Here is a 20,800-nt window from a genome sequence, read left to right on the forward strand (position 1 = left end):
CCCAAATACCTGTCTCCATTCGTAAAAGCTATTGCCACTTTTATTCCCTTATTTTATATGTGGCAAACTATTTACTAAATTAAATGAAAAGCTTTTTTTATGATTTCAGCTGACGCTATAAAATTCGCCTCTTCTTCTGCAGTTAGTTTCGGTTCTAATATGTCCATCACACCATTTGCACCAATTAATGCCGGTTGTCCGATGTAGGTAGCTGTTTTTTGGGAAAATACGGCTAACGGAAAAACTTGTTTGGCATCCGTTAAAATCGCATCGACAATTCCCGCTGTGGCCGTTGCTATCCCAAAACTCGTCCAGCCTTTTCCAGTTAAAATATTCCAGCCACCACCGCGAACAGCATCTTTTAAAGCTGGTAAATCAAGTGGTGTTGTTGTTTTGTAATCCGCGATATTAACGCCGCCAATTTTCACCGTTGACCAAGCAACAAATTGAGATTCGCCGTGCTCGCCAAGAACGTATCCCTCAACGCTCTTTGGATTAATATGTAACGCTTCCCCAACTACTCGTCTCATTCGCGCTGTATCAAGCGATGTCCCTGTTCCAAATACCCTTGAACGATCAAAACCAGATAATTTTTGAATAAGCATCGTAATTACATCACATGGATTAGTAATATTCACAAAAACCCCTTGAAACCCTGTTGCCAGCACTTTCGGTACAATCTCCGCTACCGACCGGCTTGTCTCAACAAGTTCTTCCATACGGTCTTCACGTAGCAACGTTTCCGGTCCAATAGCCATAACAATTACATCTGCATCGCTCAAAGCATCCCAATTATTCGAAGTAATCGTTGTATAAGAATTCGTCATTGATGCCATGTCCCGAAGTTCTAGCGCTTCACTTTCTGCCTTTGTTTCGATTTTATCAAGCAAAACAATTTCATCACAAATCCCTTGGGTAACAAGGGAAAAAGCCACGTCGCTTCCAACATGACCTGTACCAATTATTCCTACTTTGCGTTTCACAAAATCCCCTCCAAAATTAATTACTTGAATTTAATGCGATTAATTCATATTTAATGATGGTTTTATTATTTTCCCATACGAGTTTTCTTGGAATTGCTTCTCCCAGCGTTTCGCCTTCTTTTGTTTTACGAACCGCGATTGGCACATCAATTGGATAAATCCGATATCCTAGTTTTTCAAGTTCAAAGAAATTATCAGAAATTCGTTTTTCGTTTCCTTTTGTTACGATCATTGTGTTTACCTCTAGTGGCATACCCAATTTTCTCACCTCCATTTTCTTTTATCATAGCAGAGTTGACCCCTCTTTGACTAGTTTTTGTCGCGTAATATCCGCTCAGCCCTTTTCACAATTTGGACCATTCCAGCATCACGCATAAAAAAACTAAACGCCGGCTGTAAAATAAATTGACTTAGCTCTCCTCGCAAAATCACAGGCCCCTTTGTTTCTAAGTAATCGGCTTGCGTCTCTATGGAAGCAACTTTTGCCGTATACACTCGTTTCGTAAATGTTCGCTCCTCAGATTCAACCAAATAGTCAGCTACAAAATGGAATACCTCACTTGTTGCGCCCGTTTCTTCCATTAATTCTCGCTTCGCTGCCTCCAAATTGGTTTCGCCAAGTTCACCTTTGCCGCCGGGAAATTCTAACCCGCGGATTTTATGTTCCGTAAAAAGCCAGCCATCTATAGTTTTAGGAATAATCAGCACATCATCCGGATTTATTTCCTGTGCTTCAAAATAAATCGTCACTTTATTTCCTAATGTATCTTTATAAGTAAACAAGAACTCACTTCCTTTTCTTTTTTCAAAAATATGGTAAGCTGTATGTAAGATGAAATTTAGAGGATGAATACTAATGAAAAAAATTCTTATCGGAGGAATCCGACTTTATCAAAAATATATTTCGCGGTTCACCCCGGCGACTTGTCGTTTTTATCCAACCTGTTCTGCTTACGGGATTGAAGCGATACAGACGCACGGTGCTTTAAAAGGAAGCTACCTCGCGATTAGACGTATTTCTAAATGCCACCCATTTCATAAAGGCGGGCTGGATTTCGTGCCACCTAAAAAAGAAAAAAATGATGAGACAGAGCATCGCTGTAAAGCCCATCATCACCATTAATAATAGCATGAATCGGTTAGCGCCGGTTCATTTTTTTCTTGCTTTTTAGGAAAGAATAAGGTATTATCAAATTCGGACTATAAATCGTAATTACTACGATTCGTATATTATTTAAACAAGAACTATTTCGATTTAGAGGAGTGAATGGATTGAAAAAAAGCTATCTTATCGTATTAACCGCACTATTATCCGCTTTATTAATATTGACTGGCTGTTCGGACAGCAGCGCTACAAAAACGAACAGTGATAAATTAACTGTTTATACGACGGTATATCCTTTGCAGTATTTAACAGAACAAATTGGTGGCAAATATGTTGACGTTAACAGTATTTATCCGCCTGGTTCTGACGCGCATAGTTTTGAACCGACACAAAAAGATATGATGAAAATTGCCGATAGTGATTTATTTTTCTACATCGGGCTTGGCATGGAAGGATTTGTTGATAAAGCAGAAAAAACATTAGCAAACGAACATGTCACTTTCGTCCCTACCGCTGAAAAGTTAGATTTACCAAAAGATCCGGACGCAGCCGAGGAGCATGATCACGAAAGCGAAGAAGAGCATGAGCATGGCGATATCAACCCCCACGTCTGGTTGAACCCTGTGTATATGGAACAAATGGCCACAGTCGTCAAAGATAAATTAATCAAAGAAATGCCCGATCAAAAAGAAACATTTGAAAAAAATTATCAAGCTGTCGAAGAAAAATTGAAAACCTTGGACCAAGATTTCCGCACAGTTACAAGTGAAGCAAAACAAAAAGATTTTGTAACCGCCCATGCTGCCTATAGTTACTGGGAAACAGAATACAAGTTACACCAAATCCCAATCGCTGGCGTTTCAACAAGCGACGAACCATCTCAAAAGAAATTAAAATCGATTGTCGAAAAAATCGAAGCAGAAAAAATCCCGTATATCATGCTAGAACAAAATACCAATTCAAAAATAGCGGATGTTATTCAACAAGAAACGAACACAAAAACACTGACACTTCATAACTTAGAAACACTAACACAAAAAGATATTGATAAAAACCGTGATTATCTTTCCATTATGAACGACAACTTAAATGCTTTAAAAGAAGGACTTAATTACTAAAAAAAAGAAAGGCGCCCTATTTACTTAGAGTGCCTTTCTTTTAATTTATTGCGCTGAATTTTACCAGAAGCAGTTTTTGGCAAGTTTTCAACAAGCGTGATTTGTTTTGGAATTTTAAAGCTAGCCAAATTCGTTTGGCAAATATCCCGTAATTCTGCTTCGTCAAAAGTTTGTTCCGCAACGATAAAAGCGACTGGTACACTGCCCCATTTATCATCAGGCTTTCCTACTACAGCAACTTCTTTCACCGCGGCGTAGGCACCAATGACATGCTCTATTTCGGTTGGATAAATGTTCTCTCCTCCCGAAATAATCAAATCAGAACGGCGCTCTAACACAAAGAGGAAACCTTCCTCATCCAAATAACCGATATCCCCTGTTTTAAACCAGCCATCTACAAATGCAGCTTCTGTCGCTAACTCGTTATGCAAATATCCTGGTGTAATCGATGGACCTTTTAGTAAAATTTCCCCGTCTTCCGCAATGGTAACTTCTGCCGGAAATAACGCTTTACCAGAAGAACCGATTTTGTTTAAAGCGTCTTTAGGTGGCAATGTGACGATTTGTGAGGCAGTTTCGGTCATACCAAACGACTGAACGAGCGGAATAGCCCGCTGCTTACAAATTTCTAAAACCGCCTTACTCGCTGGCCCACCTCCAAGTAAAACAGTCCGCAAATTCGGATGATAACTACCACCATGAATTTTAAGCAACCGTTCGAGCATCGAAGTCACCACCGAAATCGTAGAAATTTTACCACTTTCTAGCAATTGAGTGATTTTTTCTTCATCAAAATGTTCTTCCAAATACACAGGAATTCCGTAAATCAGCGACCGCATCATAATCGATAAACCGCTAATATGGAAAATCGGCACAGCACAAAGCCAGCTATCTTTTTCGGTCAAACCTAAATTCAAAACGGAAGAAACCGCACTCCACCAATGATTTTCATAGGTTTGCATAACACCTTTTGGCTGCCCTGTTGTCCCTGACGTATACATAACCGAAGCCACACGCGATAAGTCCCATGTTTCTACCAGTTCCGGCGCTATATAGTCTGTTTGTTGCAATTCGGTGTAGCTAATTCCAGTTGCCACTTTATCCGCAAAGGAATCGGCCATAATCACTTGTTGTACTTCCGCATTGGCAAGCTGAAAAGCAATTTCTTTTTTCGTCAAACGGTTATTTAGGAATAGCGTGACAGCACCAAGTTGTTGCAAGGCATGAATAAGCAAAAACGTCATTCGGTCGTTTTTTCCTAGCAAGGCGACCATCTCGTCTTTTCTAATACCACGCGCAAACAATTTCCCTGCAATTAGCTCTACCGCTTCACTTATTTCCGCAAATGTTTCTTCTTTTCCTTCAAAAACGAGCGCGGTCTCGTTAGGAGAAAGCCGCACTCGTTTTTGAAGCCAGTTTGTCATGTCCATTTTTACACCTTCAAATCAAGGGAATTTTGGAAATTGGTCAAAGTCTGGATCGCGTTTTTCTTTAAAGGCATCGCGACCTTCTTTTGCTTCGTCCGTTGTATAGTATAGAAGTGTTGCGTCACCAGCTAATTGCTGAATACCCGCTAAACCATCTGTATCTGCATTGAACGCAGCTTTGATGAAACGAAGCGCAGTCGGACTTTTTTGTAACATTTCTTTCGCCCAAGCTACTGTTTCTTTTTCTAAATCTGCTACTGGAACAACAGTGTTAATCCAGCCCATTTCAAGTGCTTCGTCCGCTGAATATTGGCGGCACATGAACCAAACTTCTTTCGCTTTCTTATGTCCGATAACACGTGCTAAATAGCCAGAACCATAACCCGCATCAAAGCTACCAACATTCGGTCCAGTTTGACCAAACTTCGCGTTATCTGCAGCAATTGTTAAGTCACATACTAATTGAAGAACGTTTCCTCCACCAATTGACCAGCCTGCAACCATCGCGATAACCGGTTTTGGAATAACACGAATTAAACGTTGTAAGTCAAGAACATTCAAGCGTGGAATTTGGTCATCACCAACATAACCACCGTGGCCTCGAACTTTTTGGTCTCCGCCAGAACAGAAAGCTTTTTCGCCTTCCCCTGTTAAAATAATAACGCCAAGATTCGAATTATCACGCGCTAAGTTAAATGCATCAATCATTTCTGTTACTGTTTTTGGTGTAAAAGCATTATGTACTTCAGGGCGATTAATCGTAATTTTCGCGATTCCTTCGTAACTTTCATATTTGATTTCCTCGTATACTTTTTCTGTTTGCCAATTAAAACTCATTTTTCTTCCTCCTTTAAAATAACTTCCAGCCAGTTAGAAAGCTGACTTAAAAAGATCATTGGTTGTTCTAAATAAACAGCATGCCCCGCATCTTGCACCGTGACATGAGTGCTATTTGGTAAAAGTTGTTGCATTTCCTGGGCGATTGTTTCGAATTTGGCATCTAAAGCACCGGTAATGAGTAGCGCCGGAAAATGAAAGTGCGCTAGCTTGCTCCAATAAGAGGGTTGCTTCCCAGTGCCCATTCCGCGTAAACTCATCGCCAAGCCGAGTGGGTTTTGCGCTAATCGTTCTAATCTAATTCGCTTTTTCCGCTCATCTGGCAAAACAGACTGTGACGCAAAAAGGGCTAAATTTTCCCAGTAGTCGACAAAAGGCTTGATGCCATCTGTTTCAATCTGATCTGCTAAATGGTTATCGGCTTGAACTCGACTCGCACGAACATCCGCTTGCCTAAGTCCCGGTGAGCTACTAACTAATACAAGTCCGCGCACCATTTCTGGATACGCGGCGGCAAAAGCAGTTGCCACTCGCCCGCCCATCGAATAACCAAGCACAAAACATTTGGCGATTTTTAATTGATGTAACATCTCGGCCAAATCAGCGCATATTTCTTGTATCGAATAGCGCGCCACTTCTTCTGGGCTTGCTGTTTTTCCGTGCCCAAGTAGATCTGGCGCGACAATATTATACCATTCTTTTAAATGGGAAATGCTATCTTGAAACGTTTCGCTTGATCCTGTAAAACCATGCAACATTAGTAAAACGGGTTTATCGCCACTTAAAGCATTTGTCAGATAGTAATGTTGACCATTTACTAACATATTAATCTAATGCCTTTAATGCGTCCGCAATTTTAGCCCAAAGTGCTTGGTGATTTGCTTTATTTTCGTGACGATTGGTTTTCACTTCAATAATATCTAAACCTTTGTGATAGCCAGCTTTATCAATTGCTTCTTCTAGCTCATCGACAGATTTCGCCTCATGATAATCCGCATCATAAAACGCAGCAGCAAAGCGAAAATCCAGTTCAGTTGACGTACCAAAAAGTGATTCGAAATACTTCGGTTCATTCGCTTGCGGTAAAAAGGAGAAGATTCCCCCGCCATCATTGTTCACAATAATAATTGTCAGATTCATCTTATATTTTTTAGCCATGAGCAAACCATTCATATCATGATAAAACGATAAATCACCAATTAGTAAAAACATCGGTTGGAACACAACACTAGCACCTAGCGCCGAAGAAACAACTCCGTCAATACCATTAGCCCCGCGGTTTGCGAGCATTTTTATTTTTTTATCAATTTGTGGGAAATACGTGTCAACATCGCGAATTGGCATACTGTTACCAATAAAAAGTCCAGCTTTATCAGGCAACAAGCGGCGTAATTCCGCAACAATCTTGCCCTCTTCTAAAGTCGTCGTATTCGCCATTTCTGACAGAACGATTTCGCGTGCCACTTTGTTATAAGAAGTCCATCTAGTGAGCCATGCGGCATTTTTCGCATCGTCTGGCATATTTTGTAGCATAATATCGACTAAAAATCGCTCATCACAGTGAATCATGTCCGTTACTGCTTTAATCGGATCTTTCCAAGCAGCCCCAGGATCCACAACGTAAAAACGAACATCTGAAAGCTGCTCTAACCAGTTTTTAAGTGGTTTAGAAACAGGCATACTTCCAAAACGAATCACGACTTCCGGTGTTAAATTAGCCAAAATCTCCGCTTCTTTTAAAAACGCATCATATTGGTCAATCACGACTTCATCCACTGCCCCGTAAGATCGCAACCCAGAAAGTGGATCCGCTAAAATTGGCCAACCTAGTTTTTTCGCTAAATCAACCATCGGCTGTTCCAATTCTTTTTTATCAATTGGGCCTACAACGAATACCCCTTTTTTACCAGTGCATTCCGTCACCATTTTTTGAATCGAATGATCGTCTAACACTTCATGCGTATAATAAATATGTACGTGATGGTGTTTTTTCCCGGTTGCGGTAAATGGTGAAGGCTCTAAAATTGGTACAAGTGGTTCCCGCAATGGAAAATTCAGATGGACTGGGCCACGTGGTGTTTTCATTGCAATATCTACCGCGCGACTACCATGCCATTTTGCATAACGAAGCATTTCCTCGCTATTTTCAGGAAGCGCCATATCGGTAAAATCTTTGACATGCGAACCGTATAAATGCAGCTGATCCATCGCTTGTGGGGCCCCGACATTTCGAAGCTCATGCGGACGATCAGCAGTTAAAACAATCAGTGGAATCTGTGACAAATTCGCTTCAACAACTGCAGGGAAATAGTTTGCCGCCGCAGTTCCAGAAGTACAAAGCAGAACAACCGGACGTTTCGAAGCTTTCGCCAGACCTAGTGCAAAAAAGCCAGCCGAGCGTTCGTCAACATCCACATAAATTTTCAAAATCGGATGTTCTGCCATCATCAGTGCAAGTGGAGTAGAACGTGAACCCGGGCTAATAATTGCTTCTTTCACACCGGCTTGCACAAGCTCCTCAATAAATGCAGCTAGATAATCTGTCAGCACTTGTTCGTGGTTTGTCATTTCTTTATGCCTCCTAATACGCGTAACATCGGTTGGAATTTAACCGCCGTTTCTTTTAATTCTTCTTGTGGTACAGAATCACCAACAATCCCGCAACCAGCATAGATTAACCCTTGTGAATCAACAATTAAACCAGAACGAATGGCAACGGCGAACTCACCAGAACCTTTTAAATCTATCCAACCAATTGGGGCACCGTAAAATCCACGGTCCATTTCTTCCTTCATCCGAATAATAGCTAGCCCCATTTTTTGAGGTAAGCCGCCAAGTGCTGGTGTTGGATGTAAAGCTTTCACCATTTCAAGCATCGAAACTTCTGGCTTTTTCTTCGCGGAAATATTCATGTATAAATGTTGAATATCACGATTTTTCAAAAGTACAGGTTGGCTAGATAACGACAGCCCTGTTGTAAATGGTTTTAACGTTTCTTCCATCATTTGTACAACATAAGAATGCTCTCGTAAGTTTTTCGCATCTTGTAATAGCGCGTTTCCTAAAGCATCATCCGCCTCTTCAGTAGCCCCACGCTCCGTAGAACCAGCCACGCATGATGAGTGAATCGTATCCCCATTTACAGCAAGTAATCTTTCTGGAGTTGCTCCGAAAAAGACCCCTGTTCCCTTTTCAATAAGGAAGAAATAACTATTTTCTTGTGTTGCTAGCATATTTTCTAAAATAATTGCGCTATCTACTTGGCGCTGGAACCGTAGCCCCATGCGTCTAGCTAGAACAACTTTTTTCACGTCTTCCGAATGATTAATCATATCGATAATTTCACTCGCAGTTTCAAGGAAATGCTCTTTGCCGATTTCCTTAAAATCTGTTAGTAACGCCATTTCAGCTTCATTAACCTCTTGATGAATGATTTTTTGCCATTGATTAAAAACGGCTTCTAATTTGCTTTCCGTATCGTCTGAATAGATGGACAAGTTGACCGTTAAGTAGCTTTTACCGTCTTTATTTGTCAACATAAATAACGGTAAGTAAAACAAGCCATCTTTGAAACTTTGCCATTCTTTCTCTGTATCTCGCTCAGGATCAAAGGCAAAACCACCAAAGTACACTGGCCCAGTCGCATCTACTGTAGCATTCGTTACACTAGTGCGCAGTCTTTTTTCAATTTTCTCTTGCAGTCCAAGAAAAGCATCTTTTTTCTTCTCCGCCAAAAATTGTTTCGTTACGCCAAAACCGGTCATCGTCAGCGTCATTTCTGGATTTTGCCAGAAAAAACGTTCACCTTTAAAAGCAGTACCAGCTTTTTTAAATAATTTGACTGGAGACACTAATTCATCTAACTCAGTTACCCAGCTAAATAGAGCCGGTTGATCTTGGCTTGCGCTACGTTTCGCTTGATTAAATAAATCAAGAGGCAATTTAGTATTCATATGCTTATCTCTCCTTTTACATTCACATCTTCTATTATACCAAAAATGGAGCTAAACTGCTTGGTTTGCGTTTTTTCTTTCATTTCGTCATTAATTATTGACGCCGTTGCAATATTTCCCTAAAATGAAGGGTAGACATCTGAAACATATGGAAGTGAAAAAGGAGAGAAAAACATGGCTAATGCCTCTAAATCTGCACTTACGAAACAAACTGGATTTCAAAAATGGTGGACATTACTTCGCCCCCATACACTTGTAGCCTCTTTTGTTCCAGTATTTCTTGGAACATCGGTCGCAATGAGTTATACCAGTTTTCATTTTACACGTTTTATCGTCATGCTAATTGCTTGTTTCTTCATACAAACATCCGCCAATTTATTCAATGAATATTTTGATTATAAAAAAGGGCAAGATGATGAGCACTCGGTCGGCAATGGTGGTGCTATCGTTCGTAACGGTATGCGTCCCGGATTCATTTTGTTCCTCGCAATCTTGTTATACATTTTATCGATTCTCGGCGGTGTCTATTTATCCTTCGAGTTAAATTGGTATGTTGGCTTACTTGGCGCAATTTGTATGCTTGTTGGTTTCCTTTATACAGGTGGGCCATATCCAATCGCTTATACGCCATTTGGTGAAATCATGGCAGGCTTCTTCATGGGAGGAATTATTACTTTCATTTCCTTCTACATCCAAGCCGAATTTATTAGTATGTTTATCGTATATGTATCCATTCCAGTTATGGTGCTTGTCGGTAACTTGCTACTGGCCAATAGTATTCGTGATTTAGTACCTGATAAGAAAAATGGTCGTTTGACTTTAGCTATCTTGCTTGGCCGTAAATGGGCAACCGTATTGTTCGCAGCAGCCTTTCTTTTCAGTTATGTATTTGAAATCTCTCTTATTTTTACGCAAGATGCTCCGTGGTGGACACTGTTAATTTTACTAAGTTTGCCAGAAGCCGTTCGTGCCGTTCGCCGCTTCATTGGTAAAACATCGCCAATCACAATGGTTCCAGCGATGAAATCCACTTCCAAAGCATTAACTATCTTTGGAATCACACTAGCGCTTGCTTACCTTTTAAGCCTTTTATCTCGAAACTTATTCATGTAAAAAAAACTGGTTGTCATAACGACAACCAGTTTTTTATTTGGAAACAATTTGGACTTGCTGTTTGTTTTGAACATATTTCGCCAGTTCAATCGATAAATCATACCGCAAAAATGGCGTAATAATATAAATCCCTTGAAAATGCGCACAAATCGCATCCACTAACTCGCGCGCAATCGCCATACCTTCTTCATTAGCATGGCCATGCTCTTCCGCTTCTCTCATTCGCTCACGTACCTCATCGGTCAAACGAATTCCAGGAACTTCATTATGAAGAAACTCCGCATTCCGACTCGACAAAAGTGGCATAACTCCAATGAAAAGTGGCACATTAATCTTTGCTTTTTGCAAGGCTTCTTTCAATAAAACAGCTTTATTCACGTCATAAATTGGCTGGGTAATAATATAATCGGCGCCATATTCCACTTTTCGCTCAATTAACCGAACCGCTTTCTCTAAGTTCAGCACATTCGGATTAAACGCTGCGCCAACATGGAATCGCGCCTTTTCTTTCAGCGACTTCCCAGTATAAGAAATCCCGTCATTAAACTTTTTAATCAGCTGAACTAACTCCACCGACCTTAAATCAAATACCGACGAAGCTCCGGGAAAATCCCCTACTTTCGTTGGATCACCAGTAATCGCCAGCACATCATGCAGCCCTAATTTATGAAATCCCATAACATGCGAGTGCATCCCGACCAGATTATGATCTCGAGTCGTCAAGTGAATGAGCGGCTTAATCCCGTACTCATGCTTCAAAATCGAAGCTAGTGCCATATTACTAATCCGCGGCGTGGCAAGCGAGTTATCCGAAATCGTAATCGCATCAACTCCCGCCGCATCAAGCGCCTTAGCCCCTTCAAAAAATTTCGTCGTATCAAAAGTCCGCGGTGGATCTAATTCAACTAAAATCGTCAAACGTTCCTTCACTTTATCAAGCAATCGCTCACCTGACTCCGCGTCCTCCACCTCTTCCGGAACAAGCTCCAAAATCGGCCGAACTTCTTTTTCCAAAATTGGCTTTGTTGACTGCAACCCCGCTCTTAAAGCACGAATATGATCTGGCGTCGTCCCACAACAACCACCAATAATCCGAGCGCCTTCTTGACGAAAAACCTCACCATATTGCGCAAAATAATCCGTATCCGATTGATAAATGACTTTACCTTCTTGCATTTCTGGCAAACTGGCATTCGGATAAACAGCCAAATACGCATTGTCATACAGCGGCACTGTTTCTAGCGCGCGTGCCATATGATATGGACCTAGTCGACAATTGATACCAACAACATCCGCACCAAGCGCAATCAATTCCTCCAGCGCATCCGGTAATTTTTGCCCATTTTGCAGTATGCCCGGTTCATGCATCGAAACATTCGCAACCACTGGCAAATCGGTCGTTTCACGTAGAATTTTTAGTACTGTTTTAAGCTCATCTAAATCATAATACGTTTCCAGCAAAATCGCATCCACACCGTCTAACAAAAAACAGTATAGCTGCTCCCTAAAACTACGCTTAATTTCTTCAAGTGGAGCCGCCGGAAGTCTTGCATCCACGGCCCCGTTTATCCCACCAATCGTGCCAAAAATATACGTTCCAGTTCCTCTTGCTGCTTCCTTCGCTAACCGAATCGCCGCTTGATTAATCCGCTTCACTTCATCCTCTAAACCATATCGCGCTAATTTAATATAATTGGCGCCATATGTATTCGTTTGGATAATATCCGCCCCAGCACCAATATATGCTTTATGAATCGCAACGATATCTTCCGGATGAGACAAATTCAGTTCCTCAAACGAACGATCCACCCCATAAGAATAAAGTAAAGTGCCCATCGCACCGTCAGCAATTAATACTTTTTCACTTAAATCTTTTCTTAAATTCACTTGACGACACTTCCTTTCTTAATGAACGAAAGTGCTTGTTTTAAATCAGCAATCAAATCATCGGCATCTTCTAAACCAGCTGAAAAACGTAATAATCCTGGTGTAATTCCTTGTGCCAAGCGCTCCTCTTCTGGAACAGCCGCATGAGACATTTTAGCTGGGTAGGATAAAATACTCTCTACCGCCCCTAAACTCACAGAAAATACCGGCAAATCCAAATGTGTTACAAGTTCCCGCACCGCTTCTTCACTACCTAAATCAAACGATAAAACAGCTCCGCCACTTGTCGCCTGTTCCACTTGAATGTCATAGCCCGCATGAGATGGCAACCCCGGATAATGCACCGCAACCACATCTGGTTCCGCATTTAAAAATAACGCAATTTTTTCCGCCGTTTCCGTCCCAGCTTTCATCCTTACCGACAGTGTTTTAAGCCCGCGCAGCAACAACCACGAATCCTGTACCCCCAGAACCCCACCAGTCGAATTTTGTAAAAAGTAAACTGCTTTCGCTAAACTAGGATTATTTGTAACAACAAGCCCTGCCAAGATATCACTATGTCCGCCAAGAAACTTCGTCGCACTATGGATAACCAAGTCCGCACCTAGCTCTAACGGTTTTTGAAGCAGCGGCGTTAAAAATGTATTATCAACAAACGTATAACAACCATTCGCTTTCGCCAACTTGGCAACTGTCCGAATATCCGTCACATGTAACAGCGGATTAGACGGCGTTTCCAAATAAACCAACTTTGTATTCTCTTGAAAAGCCTTCGCAACCTCATCGATATTCGTCGTATCAACAAACGTGTGCGTAATCCCAAATCGTGGCAACACTTGCTCCACCAAACGAAACGTCCCGCCATACACATCTTTCGCAATAATAAAATGATCCCCTTTTGAAAGTGTAAAAAGTGCCGCAGAAACAGCAGCCATCCCACTAGCAAAGGCAAAGCCGTCCGTTCCACCTTCTAGTTCCGCAATGGCTTGTTCCACTTTTTCTCTAGTCGGATTGCCACTTCTCGCATAATCGTAAGCATGATAGTTATCAAAGTCATGTTGATGAAAAGTAGACGATAAATGAATGGGTGTATTCAGCGCACCGGTCTCTTTATCAATCCCTAAACTCGCTTTAATCACCGCAGTATCTTGCGCATATTCTTTAACCACGAGCGGCCACCCCTTCCGCTACTTTATCAAGTGCCTTAGATAAGTCAGCAATCAAATCCTCACTCGCTTCAATCCCCACCGAAATTCGTAACAATTTATCCGTGAGCCCATACGAATTTCGCAACTCCACCGGAATATCCGCATGCGTCTGCGTTGTTGGATAAGTAATCAAACTCTCCACCCCGCCTAAACTTTCCGCAAAAGTAAACAATTCCAGCTCTTTCAAAAGTGGCGATACGAGCGCGGCATCTTGAATAAAGAAACTAATCATCCCACCGCGTCCCGGATAGCGCACTTCCTCCACCAGCTCATGCTCTTCCAAAAACGCCGCGATTTTCTGCGCATTCGCTTGATGCTGTCTCACACGTAAAACCAGCGTCTTCAGTCCACGAATCAATAACCAACTATCAAATGGCGATAGCACCGTTCCTGTCGCATTCAATTGATCAAAAAAGAATTTCCCCAGCTGTTCCTCTTTCACAATAACCGCCCCGGCTAGCACATCATTATGCCCACCAAGATACTTCGTCGCACTATGGATCACAATATCCGCACCCAAAGTTAACGGTTGCTGTAAAACCGGCGTATAAAATGTATTATCCACTATCACAAGCAAATCATGCGCATGGGCCCATTCCGCAACAGCCGCAATATCCGTTTCCTGCATCAATGGATTAGTAGGCGTTTCAATGAAAATTGCCTTCGTTTCCGGACGAACCAATTTTTCCAAATCAGTAACATCCGCCCCGTCCCAATAAGAAAATCCAATCTGATACTGTGCTCCAAACTGTTCAAAATATCTAAAAGTCCCCCCGTACAAATCCTGCGAGCTAATAATATGTTCGCCGGTTTTAAAAAGCTGGAAAACTAGTTGAATCGCACTCATTCCCGAACTTGTCGCAAAAGCATGCGTCCCGTTTTCTAGTTCCGCGAGCGCTTCTTGCAAAGCATCTCGCGTTGGATTTCCAGTTCTAGTATAATCATACCCCGTTGATACTCCAAGATCGGCATGCTGGTAAGCTGTAGAGAAGTAGACTGGCATATTGACAGCACCCGTTCTTTCACATTTTCTATTTCCAATTTGCGCTGCTATCGTCTCTTGTTTCAGCTTTGCCATAATTACCTCTCCTCCATTCCTTTATTTCTCTAATACTTGATATTCCGCACGAACTTCTTTAGTCGCCTTAATCATATCTTGCAGCGCCGCAATCGTTTCAGGTTCTTTCCGCGTTTTCAACCCACAATCCGGGTTAATCCAAAATTGTTTCGCATCAATTGCCCGTAACGCCCGGCGAATATTATCTTGAATTTCTGTCACAGTTGGAACACGTGGACTATGAATATCATAAACCCCAAGCCCAATTTCCTTATCATACGTCACTTCTTCAAATGTCGAAATAATCTCCCCGTGGCTTCTTGACGTTTCAATCGAAATAACATCCGCATCTAAAGCACTAATCGTATCAATAATATCGTCAAAATCCGAATAACACATATGCGTATGAATTTGCGTATCATTTTGAACCGAAGCAGTCGTTAATTTAAACGAATAAACCGCATCATTTAAATATTTTTCCCATCTAGCTTGTTTCAGCGGCAAACCTTCACGTAAAGCCGGCTCATCCACTTGGATAACTTTAATCCCGTTACGCTCAAGTGCTTCCACCTCTTTGCGAAGTGCAAGTCCAACTTGATTTGCCACCACACTTTCAGGAACATCATCACGGACAAAACTCCAATTGATAATCGTCACTGGCGCTGTCAACATTCCCTTCACCGGACGCTTCGTTAACGACTGGGCATAAACACTTTCTTTCACGGTAATTTCCTCTGTAAAAGCTACATCCCCGTAAATTAGTGGCGGACGAACAGCTCTCGAACCATATGATTGCACCCAACCCAATTTAGTTGCTTGGAACCCAGCTAATTTTTGCCCAAAATATTCCACCATGTCAGTTCGCTCAAATTCCCCGTGGACTAATACATCAATATCTAAATCCTCTTGAATTTTAATCCAGCGCGCCGTTTCTTTCTCGATAAAAGCATTATATTCGGCATCCGTAATATTTCCTTTTAACCAATCAGCCCGAGTCTTCCGAACTTCCGGTGATTGTGGGAAACTTCCGATTGTCGTTGTTGGAAATAGCGGTAAATTCAACCAAGCGTGCTGCAATTTAATCCGTTCCGCAAATGGCAACTCCCGGTCAACCCGCACATTTTCCAAATTAGCAATCGCTTCTTGCACTTCTAAATTGTTTCGGTGACTTGATTCGTTGAGCGCCGTTACCGCCGCACGAGCTTCTTCTAGTTCAGCCGCCACACTTTCCGCACCATCCGTCAATGCCTTCGTTAAAATGGCAATTTCATCTAATTTTTGATCCGCAAATGACAAACCACCAAGAATAACTTCATCTAAATCTGGCTCACTCAGCTTCGTCACCGGCACATGTAATAATGAGTTGGACGGTTGTACAATCAAATTTCCATCTGCCACATAATCCGCAATCTCAGTAAGTAGCACAAGTTTTGCATCCAAGTCGCTCCGCCAAACATTTCGACCATCAATCACACCAGCCGCTAAATATTTATCTTCCGGGAACCCATGAGCTTTAAGTGCTTTCAGCGAATCGCCATGGTCATGAACAAAATCAATCCCAACCGCAGCTACCGGTAAATTGACAACCTCTTCATAATAATCCAAACTTTCAAAATAAGTTTGTAATTCGATTTTCAAATTTGGTACCGCAGCTTTAAACGCTTGATACACTTTTTCAAATAACGCAATTTCTGATTTATCAAAGCTAGTTGCAAGATAAGGCTCATCAATTTGTACCCACTTAGCACCAGCTGCCTCAAGCTCTTTCAAAATTTCTACATACGCCGGAATAAATTTATCTAATAACGCTTCAAAATTTTCCGCATCGTTCCCTTTTCCAAGTTTTAAGTAAGTAACCGGCCCAACAAGCACTGGCTTACCTTCAATACCAAGCTCCTTTTTCGCTTCTTCGTAATAATAAAGCGCCCGATTATCCAACACTTTCGGATCTGCATCAGCAAGTTCTGGCACAATATAGTGATAGTTAGTATTAAACCATTTAGTCATTTCAGAGGCAACCGCGTCACTTTTACCACGTGCAATATCAAAATATGTATTTAGCGAAACTTTCCCACCATCGTGCTGAAAACGTTTTGGAATAATTCCAAATGTCACACTCGTATCAAGCACTTGATCATAAAAACTAAAATCACCCACCGGAATCAAATCAATTCCTTTATCTTGTTGCTTTTTCAGAGCATGTAGTCTTAAAGCCTTCGTTTCTGCTAACAATTCATCTTCCGAAATCGTACCGTTCCAGAATTTTTCTAACGCACGCTTCCATTCACGTTTCTCCCCAAGTCTCGGATACCCCAAGTTTGAACTAATCGCCTTTACCATACTTATCACCTTATCCTCTCGATTTTTTGCCAATAAAAAACCTCCCTAGAGAACTAGAGAGGTTTGGAAGTTTCGATACACAAATACAGTGAAACTTTTTAAGTCTCTCTTATCTCTCGAAGCATCACACTTCGCAGGATTTAGCACCTTTTCAACGTATTGAAAGGTTGCCGGGTTTCAACGGGCCAGTCCCTCTACCACTCATTATAAGAGCAATTATTTAGTTTTTTTAATCACTTAAATTGGATTGAAATCATCATACCACTTGCACCTAAAAACTGTCAATCATTAAATTCCAATTTTCTTTTCTAGAGCATCCTTCCGTGCTCCAAAAGCTAACAACAAACAGCCTAGCACAAGGATTCCTGCCACCACAAAATAAAATATTTGATTTCCAAAAATCCCAATCATCATTCCAGTTGCACTCGGGCCAATAATGCTCCCCAAGCTAAAGCACATTCCAACCAAAATATTCCCAGCAGGAAGCAATTCAAGCGGCGTCAAATCAGTCATATAAGATAACCCCAGCGAATACAGTGAGCCCAGTAATATCCCCAAAACAAAAAAGAAAATCACATATAAAAACGGTATCCTAACAAAAGCAGTCAACACAAAAACCACAGCCCCTGCCCCAGTCAAAAGTGGTAACACCTTTCCACGCCCAAATTTATCACTAACAATCCCAATCGGCACTTGAAAAATAATCGTCCCCACCGAAAAAGAAGAAATAATCATCGCAATCATCATTGTATCAAGCCCATCACGCAGCCCAACAACCGGAAACGTCGCATTAAGTCCAGTCTCCAAAATCCCATACAAAAATGGCGGAATCATCGCAACCCAAGCCAATTTAAATACTTCTGAAAAGCGTTTCAAACTTCCCCAAAAAGAAATTTTTCGAATAACCGCCTTTTCTCCAACAAAATCATTCCGAATAAACCAAACTAGCCCCCACGCAATAAGCACTAATATTCCAGATAAAAAGAACGGCAAGTTTGCATTTATTTCCGCCAAATTAACGAGTTGAGGTCCAATCGCGAATCCCAATGAGAAAAACAAACCATAGATTGCCATATTTCGCCCACGTTTACTCGCATCACTCATAGCTCCAATCCAAGTCTGCGACGAAAAGTGCAACATATGATCCCCAACACCAATTAGCAACCGCAATATAAACCAAAAATATAAATTAAACCAAATAGGAAAAGCCAAAATTGCAACCGCAACTAGCCCTCCCCCAACTAAAATAATTGGCTTGTAACCATATTTATGAAGTGGCGCTTCAATAAATGGAGAAATAAGTAAAACCCCTAAATAGATTCCCGTAGCATGAAATCCATTAATCCCTGCACTTATGCCTTTTCCCTCTAATATTATCGCAATAAGCGGTAATAGCACTCCTTGTGACAATCCCGATATCGCTACAACCATCGTTAAAATCCAAAACTTCCCTTTTGACCCCATTAGCTACCTCCAAAAAACATACTAAATAAAAAAACAATGTCATAAATTGACATTGTTTCTTAGGATGACCCGTACGGGATTCGAACCCGTGTTACCGCCGTGAAAGGGCGGTGTCTTAACCGCTTGACCAACGGGCCATATCTGGCGGAGAAGGAGGGATTTGAACCCTCGCGCCGCGCGAGCGACCTACACCCTTAGCAGGGGCGCCTCTTCAGCCACTTGAGTACTTCCCCAGATATAAAAATTCTATTCTCATTTAAAGAATAACTCCACAGGCAGGACTCGAACCTGCGACCGATCGGTTAACAGCCGATTGCTCTACCAACTGAGCTACTGTGGAATAAAATGGGCCTAAATGGACTCGAACCATCGACCTCACGCTTATCAGGCGTGCGCTCTAACCAGCTGAGCTATAGGCCCTCAGTAAAACTATATACATGGTAAAAAGCGGGTGATGGGAATCGAACCCACGACAACAGCTTGGAAGGCTGTAGTTTTACCACTAAACTACACCCGCATAATATAATTTTTAAAAACAAAGGGCGGATAATGGGAATCGAACCCACGAATGCCTGAACCACAATCAGGTGCGTTAACCACTTCGCCATATCCGCCATAAGGCAAAAATGTTTAAAAAAAGAATGGCTTGGGACAGAATCGAACTGCCGACACCTTGAGCTTCAATCAAGTGCTCTACCAACTGAGCTACCAAGCCATAATGGCGGTCCCGACGGGATTTGAACCCGCGATCTCCTGCGTGACAGGCAGGCATGTTAACCCCTACACCACGGAACCACTATTGCGGGGGCAGGATTTGAACCTACGACCTTCGGGTTATGAGCCCGACGAGCTACCAGACTGCTCCACCCCGCGACAATAATATTAAATTTTAGTCCACATATCACAAGTGAAAAAACGGAGGAAGAGGGATTCGAACCCCCGCGCGGTATTACCCGCCTGTCGGTTTTCAAGACCGATCCCTTCAGCCAGACTTGGGTATTCCTCCATGATAATAATAAAGTGACAAGTGGACCTTGCAGGACTCGAACCTGCGACCGGACGGTTATGAGCCGTCTGCTCTAACCAACTGAGCTAAAGGTCCAAGATTGAAAATAGCGGCGGAGGGAGTCGAACCCACGACCTTTCGGGTATGAACCGAATGCTCTAGCCAGCTGAGCTACACCGCCATAATAATAAGGCAACTATTTTCTACTTATATGCTTAAATGTGAAGCAAGTGGAGCCTAGCGGGATCGAACCGCTGACCTCCTGCGTGCAAAGCAGGCGCTCTCCCAGCTGAGCTAAGGCCCCATAATAATAAGGGATTAAACTATCGGGAAGACAGGATTCGAACCTGCGACCCCTTGGTCCCAAACCAAGTGCTCTACCAAGCTGAGCTACTTCCCGTTTAATAAAGTGCGCCCAAGAGGAGTCGAACCTCTAACCGCTTGATTCGTAGTCAAGTACTCTATCCAGTTGAGCTATGGGCGCAAATATAAGTGCCGAGGACCGGAATCGAACCGGTACGGATATCACTATCCGCAGGATTTTAAGTCCTGTGCGTCTGCCAGTTCCGCCACCCCGGCGTTGCTATAAAATATGGAGCGGAAGACGGGGTTCGAACCCGCGACCCCCACCTTGGCAAGGTGATGTTCTACCACTGAACTACTTCCGCATACTCCATAATAAGTGCGGGTGAAGGGACTTGAACCCCCACGCCTCGCGGCGCCAGATCCTAAATCTGGTGCGTCTGCCAATTCCGCCACACCCGCAAAAGTGAGCCGTGCTGGGTTCGAACCAGCGACCCTCTGATTAAAAGTCAGATGCTCTACCAACTGAGCTAACGGCTCTCTACAATAAAAATATGTATTATTATAAAGATAATATTAATGGTGCCGGCTGCAAGAGTCGAACTCGCGACCTACTGATTACAAATCAGTTGCTCTACCAACTGAGCTAAGCCGGCATAATAAATGGAGGTTAACGGGATCGAACCGCTGACCCTCTGCTTGTAAGGCAGATGCTCTCCCAGCTGAGCTAAACCTCCAGAAATACTGCCCGGCAGCGACCTACTCTCGCAGGGGGAAACCCCCAACTACCATTGGCGCGGAGAAGCTTAACTACCGTGTTCGGGATGGGAACGGGTGTGACCTTCTCGCCATAACTACCAGACAATATTGAATTGTTGAAAGATTGCTCTCTCAAAACTAGAGAAGAAAGTGTTCAGTTAGGTAACTTCGTTTCATTTTTTGGTTAAGTCCTCGATCGATTAGTATTTGTCCGCTCCATGTATCGCTACACTTCCACTC

Annotated in this window: 16 protein-coding genes, 21 tRNA genes, 1 rRNA gene and 1 riboswitch; of the genes, 3 read left to right on the forward strand and 35 right to left on the reverse strand. The window is 42.3% G+C overall.

What is annotated here, in order from left to right:
• Positions 1–74: 74 nt before the first annotated feature.
• From HCX62_RS06945 to ytkD, 3 genes are read right to left on the reverse strand one after another with little or no spacing between them, the layout of a single operon-like run.
• Entirely contained in the window at positions 75–983 is a 909-nt protein-coding gene (locus HCX62_RS06945; protein WP_185637936.1) for an L-lactate dehydrogenase, read from the reverse strand.
• A gap of 16 nt (positions 984–999) precedes the next feature.
• Positions 1,000–1,242, reverse strand: a complete 243-nt coding sequence (locus HCX62_RS06950; RefSeq protein ID WP_185318965.1) for a DUF2584 domain-containing protein — start codon at positions 1,240–1,242, stop codon at positions 1,000–1,002.
• A 50-nt stretch (positions 1,243–1,292) separates the two neighbouring features.
• Positions 1,293–1,766 (reverse strand): RNA deprotection pyrophosphohydrolase, encoded by a 474-nt coding sequence (gene ytkD, locus HCX62_RS06955; protein ID WP_185637938.1) that lies wholly within the window; start codon positions 1,764–1,766, stop codon positions 1,293–1,295.
• Between the two features lie 73 nt (positions 1,767–1,839).
• Between ytkD and yidD the strand changes: the two genes are divergently transcribed.
• Together yidD and HCX62_RS06965 are read left to right on the forward strand one after the other, a co-directional pair.
• Complete coding sequence (yidD, locus tag HCX62_RS06960) at positions 1,840–2,106, forward strand: membrane protein insertion efficiency factor YidD (RefSeq protein WP_185575057.1); 267 nt, start codon at positions 1,840–1,842, stop codon at positions 2,104–2,106.
• Positions 2,107–2,255: 149 nt separating this feature from the next.
• Positions 2,256–3,206: a metal ABC transporter substrate-binding protein gene (locus HCX62_RS06965; RefSeq protein WP_185637940.1), complete on the forward strand. Its 951-nt coding sequence runs from the start codon at positions 2,256–2,258 to the stop codon at positions 3,204–3,206.
• 20 nt (positions 3,207–3,226) lie between these two features.
• Here the strand turns inward: HCX62_RS06965 and HCX62_RS06970 are convergent, their stop codons facing one another.
• From HCX62_RS06970 to HCX62_RS06990, 5 genes are read right to left on the reverse strand one after another with little or no spacing between them, the layout of a single operon-like run.
• Positions 3,227–4,636, reverse strand: a complete 1,410-nt coding sequence (locus tag HCX62_RS06970) for an o-succinylbenzoate--CoA ligase (protein WP_185637942.1) — start codon at positions 4,634–4,636, stop codon at positions 3,227–3,229.
• A gap of 15 nt (positions 4,637–4,651) precedes the next feature.
• A complete protein-coding gene (gene menB / locus HCX62_RS06975; protein WP_008948030.1) occupies positions 4,652–5,470 on the reverse strand; it encodes a 1,4-dihydroxy-2-naphthoyl-CoA synthase in 819 nt (272 codons plus the stop codon).
• Positions 5,467–6,294 (reverse strand): 2-succinyl-6-hydroxy-2,4-cyclohexadiene-1-carboxylate synthase, encoded by an 828-nt coding sequence (gene menH / locus HCX62_RS06980; protein ID WP_185637943.1) that lies wholly within the window; start codon positions 6,292–6,294, stop codon positions 5,467–5,469. Before menH ends, menB begins: the two co-directional genes overlap by 4 nt.
• Before the next feature lies 1 nt (position 6,295).
• Positions 6,296–8,038, reverse strand: a complete 1,743-nt coding sequence (gene menD, locus HCX62_RS06985; protein ID WP_185637945.1) for a 2-succinyl-5-enolpyruvyl-6-hydroxy-3-cyclohexene-1-carboxylic-acid synthase — start codon at positions 8,036–8,038, stop codon at positions 6,296–6,298.
• Positions 8,035–9,423 carry an isochorismate synthase gene (locus tag HCX62_RS06990; RefSeq protein ID WP_185637947.1) on the reverse strand — a complete coding sequence of 463 codons (1,389 nt, stop codon included), beginning with the start codon at positions 9,421–9,423 and terminating at the stop codon, positions 8,035–8,037. The genes menD and HCX62_RS06990 overlap by 4 nt, the downstream gene beginning before the upstream one ends.
• Positions 9,424–9,597: 174 nt before the next feature.
• Here HCX62_RS06990 and HCX62_RS06995 point away from each other — a divergent pair, with 174 nt between their 5' ends.
• Positions 9,598–10,536: a 1,4-dihydroxy-2-naphthoate polyprenyltransferase gene (locus HCX62_RS06995; RefSeq protein ID WP_185502365.1), complete on the forward strand. Its 939-nt coding sequence runs from the start codon at positions 9,598–9,600 to the stop codon at positions 10,534–10,536.
• A gap of 33 nt (positions 10,537–10,569) precedes the next feature.
• On the opposite strand, the gene HCX62_RS07000 is transcribed toward HCX62_RS06995, so the two are convergent.
• The 27 genes from HCX62_RS07000 to rrf all read right to left on the reverse strand — a co-directional run bounded on the left by HCX62_RS07000 (position 10,570) and on the right by rrf (position 20,663).
• A complete protein-coding gene (locus HCX62_RS07000; protein WP_185637949.1) occupies positions 10,570–12,423 on the reverse strand; it encodes a bifunctional homocysteine S-methyltransferase/methylenetetrahydrofolate reductase in 1,854 nt (617 codons plus the stop codon).
• On the reverse strand, positions 12,420–13,592 hold the full coding sequence (metC, locus tag HCX62_RS07005; protein ID WP_185637951.1) for a cystathionine beta-lyase: 1,173 nt from the start codon (positions 13,590–13,592) through the stop codon (positions 12,420–12,422). The genes HCX62_RS07000 and metC overlap by 4 nt, the downstream gene beginning before the upstream one ends.
• The gene (locus tag HCX62_RS07010; RefSeq protein ID WP_185637953.1) at positions 13,585–14,709 is read right to left on the reverse strand and encodes an aminotransferase class I/II-fold pyridoxal phosphate-dependent enzyme; all 1,125 of its coding nucleotides are present in this window, start codon (positions 14,707–14,709) and stop codon (positions 13,585–13,587) included. Before HCX62_RS07010 ends, metC begins: the two co-directional genes overlap by 8 nt.
• A gap of 21 nt (positions 14,710–14,730) precedes the next feature.
• The gene (gene metE / locus HCX62_RS07015; RefSeq protein WP_185638054.1) at positions 14,731–17,028 is read right to left on the reverse strand and encodes a 5-methyltetrahydropteroyltriglutamate--homocysteine S-methyltransferase; all 2,298 of its coding nucleotides are present in this window, start codon (positions 17,026–17,028) and stop codon (positions 14,731–14,733) included.
• Positions 17,029–17,134: 106 nt separating this feature from the next.
• Positions 17,135–17,241: riboswitch (SAM riboswitch) on the reverse strand.
• Between the two features lie 75 nt (positions 17,242–17,316).
• Positions 17,317–18,492 (reverse strand): MFS transporter, encoded by a 1,176-nt coding sequence (locus HCX62_RS07020; protein ID WP_185637955.1) that lies wholly within the window; start codon positions 18,490–18,492, stop codon positions 17,317–17,319.
• Between the two features lie 65 nt (positions 18,493–18,557).
• Positions 18,558–18,629 (reverse strand) — tRNA-Glu (locus HCX62_RS07025).
• Positions 18,630–18,634: 5 nt separating this feature from the next.
• A tRNA-Ser gene (locus tag HCX62_RS07030) sits at positions 18,635–18,725 on the reverse strand.
• Positions 18,726–18,759: 34 nt separating this feature from the next.
• A tRNA-Asn gene (locus HCX62_RS07035) sits at positions 18,760–18,832 on the reverse strand.
• A gap of 6 nt (positions 18,833–18,838) precedes the next feature.
• Positions 18,839–18,912, reverse strand: a tRNA-Ile gene (locus HCX62_RS07040).
• 26 nt (positions 18,913–18,938) lie between these two features.
• Positions 18,939–19,009: transfer RNA gene (locus tag HCX62_RS07045), tRNA-Gly, on the reverse strand.
• Positions 19,010–19,033: 24 nt separating this feature from the next.
• Positions 19,034–19,106, reverse strand: a tRNA-His gene (locus HCX62_RS07050).
• A 28-nt stretch (positions 19,107–19,134) separates the two neighbouring features.
• A tRNA-Phe gene (locus tag HCX62_RS07055) sits at positions 19,135–19,207 on the reverse strand.
• A gap of 4 nt (positions 19,208–19,211) precedes the next feature.
• A tRNA-Asp gene (locus tag HCX62_RS07060) sits at positions 19,212–19,287 on the reverse strand.
• A gap of 4 nt (positions 19,288–19,291) precedes the next feature.
• Positions 19,292–19,365: transfer RNA gene (locus tag HCX62_RS07065), tRNA-Met, on the reverse strand.
• 43 nt (positions 19,366–19,408) lie between these two features.
• Positions 19,409–19,498 (reverse strand) — tRNA-Ser (locus tag HCX62_RS07070).
• Positions 19,499–19,520: 22 nt separating this feature from the next.
• A tRNA-Ile gene (locus HCX62_RS07075) sits at positions 19,521–19,594 on the reverse strand.
• An 11-nt stretch (positions 19,595–19,605) separates the two neighbouring features.
• Positions 19,606–19,679, reverse strand: a tRNA-Met gene (locus tag HCX62_RS07080).
• Between the two features lie 50 nt (positions 19,680–19,729).
• Positions 19,730–19,802 (reverse strand) — tRNA-Ala (locus HCX62_RS07085).
• Between the two features lie 22 nt (positions 19,803–19,824).
• Positions 19,825–19,898, reverse strand: a tRNA-Pro gene (locus HCX62_RS07090).
• A 10-nt stretch (positions 19,899–19,908) separates the two neighbouring features.
• A tRNA-Arg gene (locus HCX62_RS07095) sits at positions 19,909–19,982 on the reverse strand.
• A gap of 9 nt (positions 19,983–19,991) precedes the next feature.
• A tRNA-Leu gene (locus tag HCX62_RS07100) sits at positions 19,992–20,077 on the reverse strand.
• Positions 20,078–20,091: 14 nt separating this feature from the next.
• Positions 20,092–20,166 (reverse strand) — tRNA-Gly (locus HCX62_RS07105).
• Between the two features lie 15 nt (positions 20,167–20,181).
• A tRNA-Leu gene (locus HCX62_RS07110) sits at positions 20,182–20,263 on the reverse strand.
• Between the two features lie 5 nt (positions 20,264–20,268).
• Positions 20,269–20,341: transfer RNA gene (locus HCX62_RS07115), tRNA-Lys, on the reverse strand.
• Positions 20,342–20,381: 40 nt separating this feature from the next.
• Positions 20,382–20,457 (reverse strand) — tRNA-Thr (locus HCX62_RS07120).
• A gap of 8 nt (positions 20,458–20,465) precedes the next feature.
• A tRNA-Val gene (locus HCX62_RS07125) sits at positions 20,466–20,538 on the reverse strand.
• Positions 20,539–20,547: 9 nt separating this feature from the next.
• Positions 20,548–20,663: ribosomal RNA gene (gene rrf / locus HCX62_RS07130) — 5S ribosomal RNA — on the reverse strand.
• Positions 20,664–20,800: the final 137 nt, after the last annotated feature.

Origin of the sequence: Listeria swaminathanii (assembly GCF_014229645.1) — a bacterium.
In the GTDB taxonomy this organism is placed as follows: Bacteria; Bacillota; Bacilli; order Lactobacillales; family Listeriaceae; genus Listeria; species Listeria swaminathanii.

Coding starts and splice junctions, on each gene's coding strand:
- menD (WP_185637945.1), bottom strand. CDS start 8,038: ATGACAAACCACGAACAAGTGCTGACAGATTATCTAGCTGCATTTATT.
- yidD (WP_185575057.1), top strand. CDS start 1,840: ATGAAAAAAATTCTTATCGGAGGAATCCGACTTTATCAAAAATATATT.
- HCX62_RS06970 (WP_185637942.1), bottom strand. CDS start 4,636: ATGGACATGACAAACTGGCTTCAAAAACGAGTGCGGCTTTCTCCTAAC.
- menB (WP_008948030.1), bottom strand. CDS start 5,470: ATGAGTTTTAATTGGCAAACAGAAAAAGTATACGAGGAAATCAAATAT.
- metE (WP_185638054.1), bottom strand. CDS start 17,028: ATGGTAAAGGCGATTAGTTCAAACTTGGGGTATCCGAGACTTGGGGAG.
- HCX62_RS06995 (WP_185502365.1), top strand. CDS start 9,598: ATGGCTAATGCCTCTAAATCTGCACTTACGAAACAAACTGGATTTCAA.
- HCX62_RS06990 (WP_185637947.1), bottom strand. CDS start 9,423: ATGAATACTAAATTGCCTCTTGATTTATTTAATCAAGCGAAACGTAGC.
- HCX62_RS07010 (WP_185637953.1), bottom strand. CDS start 14,709: ATGGCAAAGCTGAAACAAGAGACGATAGCAGCGCAAATTGGAAATAGA.
- HCX62_RS07020 (WP_185637955.1), bottom strand. CDS start 18,492: ATGGGGTCAAAAGGGAAGTTTTGGATTTTAACGATGGTTGTAGCGATA.
- menH (WP_185637943.1), bottom strand. CDS start 6,294: ATGTTAGTAAATGGTCAACATTACTATCTGACAAATGCTTTAAGTGGC.